This is a genomic window from Micromonospora tarensis, from assembly GCF_016803395.1.
In the GTDB taxonomy this organism is placed as follows: Bacteria; Actinomycetota; Actinomycetes; order Mycobacteriales; family Micromonosporaceae; genus Micromonospora; species Micromonospora tarensis.
Window position 1 is genome coordinate 1 of record NZ_JAEVHL010000395.1, and the last position, 3650, is coordinate 3650.

The following is a 3650-nucleotide window of genomic DNA, read 5'->3' on the forward strand; positions in this document are numbered from 1 at the left end:
GCGGACCGGCCCGGACGCGGCGCGGCCGGGGGTCAGGTGGCGGCGCGTCTTCTGGGCCACACCCGCCGCGGCAGAGCCGTGGCCGATAGTCTCGCGGCATGTCGGAGCACTCAGCGAACCCCTCATCGACGGTCGCCGCAACGGGCCGTCCCCTGGCGGTCAAGGCCGTCATCCCGGCCGCCGGACTGGCCACCCGGTTCCTGCCGGCCACCAAGGCGGTGCCCAAGGAGCTGCTGCCGGTGGTGGATCGGCCGGTCCTGCAGTACATCGTCGAGGAGGCCACCCAGGCCGGCATCGGTGACGTGTTGCTGATTACCGGGCGGGGTAAGACGTCGATGGTGGACCACTTCGACCGTCGCCCAGACCTGGAGACCCGGCTGGAGGAGAAGGGCGACGCCGAGCGGCTGGCCGCCGTGCGTCGGCCCAGCGAGCTGGCCGAGATCTACACCGTGCGGCAGCCCGAGCAGCTCGGGCTCGGCCACGCCGTTGGGTACGCCGAGTCGCACGTCGGCGACCAGCCCTTCGCGGTGCTGCTCGGCGACGAGTTCGTCAAGCCGTCGGAGCCGCTGCTGCCGGCGATGCTGGAGCTACAGGCGCGCACCGGCGGTGTGGTGCTCGCCTTCTTCGAGGTCGACCCGGCCGAGACCAAGAGGTACGGCATCGCCTCGGTCGAGCCCGCCGAGTCGGAGCTGACCGACATCGGCGAGGTCGTCAAGGTGACCGGGATGGTGGAGAAGCCGCAGCCCGAGGACGCCCCGAGCAACCTCGCGGTGCTCGGGCGCTACGTGTTGCCGGGCAAGATCTTCGACGCGATCCGGCGGACCAAGCCGGGCAGCGGCGGCGAGATCCAACTGACCGACGCGATGGAGTTGCTGCGCACCGAGGGCACGCCGGTGCACGCGATCGTCTACCGGGGCACCCGCTACGACACCGGCATGCCGCTGGGCTACCTCCAGACCGTGGTGCAGATCGCCGCCGAGCGCGACGACCTGGGCACCGAGTTCCGGTCCTGGCTGGCCGACTTCGTCAACGCCGACACGGCAGGCGGATCTGGTACATGACCGCGACGGCCGACGCCGAGGCGGCCGCGAACGAGTTGACGCCGCTCGCCGACTACCTGGGCAGCGTGCTGCGCAGGTTGCGCGCGCTGCCGCCACTCGACCTCGACCTCACCCAGGCGCACGGCAACGTCCTCGCCGAGGACGTCGTCGCGCCGCACGCCTTCCCGGCCTTCGACCAGGCGGCCGTGGACGGCTACGCCGCACGCTGGGAGGACATTTCCGGAGGGGGCCGGGGCCCGAGCTATGTCCCGGCCCCCTCCGGCACGCGCGGTGGCCGGACCATCCGGCTCAACGTGGTCGGCGATCTGGGCGCCGCGAGTTGGCGGCCGGTCCGGCTGACCCCCGGTTCGTGCTTCTCGGTGGCCGCCGGGGCGCCGCTGCCGGTCGCCGCGGACGTGGTGGTCCCGGTGGAGTGGACCGACCAGGGCATGGCCGCGGTGGAGATCTTCCGCACCCCCAAACGGGGGTACGGGGTACGCCGGGCCGGTGAGGAGCTGCCCGCTGGCGCTCTGCTCGCCCGGGCCGGCACGTACGTGTCGCCGGCTCTGGTCGCGGTCTTCGCGGCGACCGGCATCGGCCACGTGGTGGTCCGGCCGAGTCCACGGGTGGTCATCGTGGCCACCGGTGACGAACTCGTCGACGTGGGCCGGGGCAGTCAACCCGGGCAGGTGGTGGACGCGAACTCGCACGCGCTGACCGCCGCCGCGGCCGAGGTGGGCGCGCTGGCGTACCGGGTGGGCATCTGCGACGACGACCCGGAGGGGCTGCGCGGGCTGCTGGAGGACCAGACGCTGCGGGCCGATCTGATCATCACCACCGGTGGCACCGGCACTGGCCCCGGCGACATGGTGCGCCGGATCCTCTCCCGCCGCGAGGGCGGTCGCGCCGGGCCGGTCGCGTTCACCGATGTGGCGCTCTATCCCGGCACCGCGCTCGGGTTCGGCACGGTGGGCGCCGAGGAGGTGCCGGTGGTCTGCCTGCCCGGCGATCCGGGCGCCGCGTTGATCGGGTTCGAGGTGCTGGCCCGCCCCGCCATCCAACTGCTCGCCGGTGCCGAGCCGGTGTTCCGCCCCAGTGTGCGGGCGCACCTGCTGGAGACCGTGTCGTCCCCGACGGGGCTGCGGGAGTTCCGTCCCGCCCATGTCGCCGAGCGGCGCGGCGGGGGTTACACAGTCCAGCCGCTCAGCGGCGGGCCGTTCACCCTCTCCGGGCTGGCCGAGGCGAACGGGCTGTTGGTGCTCGGCGAGCGGGTCACCACCGCCGCGGCGGGCTCCACAGTGGACGTCCTGCTGCTCGACCGCCGCCGGTGACGGCCCGTCGACGCCGCGGTGCCGTGGCGCCCGGCCGCCGCGCGGTGGCGGTCGGCGCGGTGGGTCCACTTGCGCGCGGCACGGTCCCGCGCGGGAGACTGTGCGGGTGAGTCTTTTCGGACCCGCGCGGTCACCGGGCTGGCCGGTGGAGTTGGCGGACGGCCCGGTGTTGCTGCGGCCCTACCGGCGCTCGGACGCCGGGGCGTGGTCGGAGGTACGGCGCGCGAACCAGGCCTGGCTGGCGCCCTGGGAGGCGTCGCTGCCCGGTGGTTGGGACGAGCTGAACTCGCCTGCCGCGTTCCGCTGGGTGCACCGCGACCAGCGGCGTTCGGCCCGGGAGGGTGAGGGCATGCCGTTCGCGGTGTGCCTGCGCGAGGCCGACCGGGATCGGCTGGTCGGGCACATCAACGTGGGCAGCATCGTGCGGCGGGCGCTCTGCTCCGGCTACGTCGGCTACTGGGTGGACGCTCGGGTCGCCGGCCGGGGGGTGATCCCTACCGCGCTCGCGCTCGCCGTGGACCACGCGTTCGGGCCGGGCGGGCTGCACCGGGTGGAGGTCAACATCCGCCCGGAGAACCGGCCGTCCCGGCGGGTGGTGGAGAAGCTGGGCTTCCGCGAGGAGTCGTACCACGTGCGCTACATGCATATCGACGGCGCCTGGCGGGACCACATCGGATACGCGATGACGAGCGAGGAGATCGCCGCCGAGGGTGGCCTGTTGGCCCGCTGGCACCGGGTACGCGCCAATGCGCGCTAGCAGCATGTCGGAAGATCCGGCCCGCGGTAGGTGCGCGGCGGCGCAATTCTCGGCATCCTCCCGACCGTCCCACGGACGGGATCGGCGCGGCGCGGTGGCATCCCGGTCGACGCGCCGTAACCTCAAGTAACTGCAAGCTGCGGCAAACGCTCCCCGGCCGGACGATCCACGCCCTCAGGCGTGATCGATGGAACATCCTGCGGTCGGAGAGCGGTTGCTTCGAATTCGGCGACGGGAGGGGTGAGGGTGCGACCTCGGTGCTCCTCGCCGTCCTCGCCGCCGCCGGCCTGCTCGCCCTGGCCCCGGCGCTGGTTCGTCGGTACGACGCCACCGAGCGGCTGGTGGCGGAGCGGGCGCAGTCGACGGCGCGGGTGCTCCAGCGCCACCGACGGCGCCGCACTGTGCCGGGACGCGACCGGTCCACCCTCCGCGCTCGCTCATCGTTACCCTGAGTGAGGATGCGACTACCGGCGCGCTGACCGCGCCGGTCTCCGCACCCCCGGCCGTCCGTCGCTCCGGCCG

3 protein-coding genes and 1 pseudogene are annotated in these 3650 nt (G+C 73.6%); all 4 read left to right on the top strand.

What is annotated here, in order from left to right; genetic code table 11:
* The first annotated feature begins 98 nt into the window (after window positions 1–98).
* Complete coding sequence (locus tag JM949_RS34520) at window positions 99–1061, top strand: UTP--glucose-1-phosphate uridylyltransferase (RefSeq protein WP_203152235.1); 963 nt, start codon at window positions 99–101, stop codon at window positions 1059–1061.
* The gene (locus JM949_RS34525; RefSeq protein WP_203152236.1) at window positions 1058–2371 is read left to right on the top strand and encodes a molybdopterin molybdotransferase MoeA; all 1314 of its coding nucleotides are present in this window, start codon (window positions 1058–1060) and stop codon (window positions 2369–2371) included. Before JM949_RS34520 ends, JM949_RS34525 begins: the two co-directional genes overlap by 4 nt.
* A 106-nt stretch (window positions 2372–2477) precedes the next feature.
* Complete coding sequence (locus tag JM949_RS34530) at window positions 2478–3128, top strand: GNAT family N-acetyltransferase (RefSeq protein WP_203152238.1); 651 nt, start codon at window positions 2478–2480, stop codon at window positions 3126–3128.
* A gap of 197 nt (window positions 3129–3325) precedes the next feature.
* Window positions 3326–3650, top strand: a pseudogene (locus tag JM949_RS34535) (hypothetical protein); the annotation flags it as partial.

Bases quoted from the DNA above. Each gene is read 5' to 3' on its own strand.
- JM949_RS34520 (WP_203152235.1), top strand. From the start codon at position 99: ATGTCGGAGCACTCAGCGAACCCCTCATCGACGGTCGCCGCAACGGGC.
- JM949_RS34525 (WP_203152236.1), top strand. From the start codon at position 1,058: ATGACCGCGACGGCCGACGCCGAGGCGGCCGCGAACGAGTTGACGCCG.